At 50.7% G+C, this 300-nt stretch carries 1 protein-coding gene; it reads left to right on the top strand.

Annotated elements, in window-relative coordinates; all coding sequences use genetic code 11:
* The coding region (locus QP437_RS09905; protein ID WP_285267718.1) for an iron-containing alcohol dehydrogenase at positions 1-300 on the top strand (300 nt) is incomplete at both ends.

The raw sequence follows: 300 nt of genomic DNA, 5'->3' as shown, positions 1-300 counted from the left end.
AGCAAGTAATGAACAACTTTAATCTGCACACCCCAACCCGCATTCTGTTTGGTAAAGGCGCAATCGCTGGTTTACGCGAACAAATTCCTCACGATGCTCGCGTATTGATTACCTACGGCGGCGGCAGCGTGAAAAAAACCGGCGTTCTCGATCAAGTTCTGGATGCCCTGAAAGGCATGGACGTGCTGGAATTTGGCGGTATTGAACCAAACCCGGCTTATGAAACGCTGATGAACGCCGTGAAACTGGTTCGCGAACAAAAAGTGACTTTTCTGCTGGCGGTTGGCGGCGGTTCTGTAC

It is taken from the genome of Haemophilus sp. UMB1048 (assembly GCF_030218125.1).
Classification (GTDB): domain Bacteria; phylum Pseudomonadota; class Gammaproteobacteria; order Enterobacterales; family Pasteurellaceae; genus Haemophilus_D.
The sequence above is the reverse complement of the archived record's forward strand: the minus strand, read 5'-3'. Positions and strand labels throughout refer to the sequence as shown.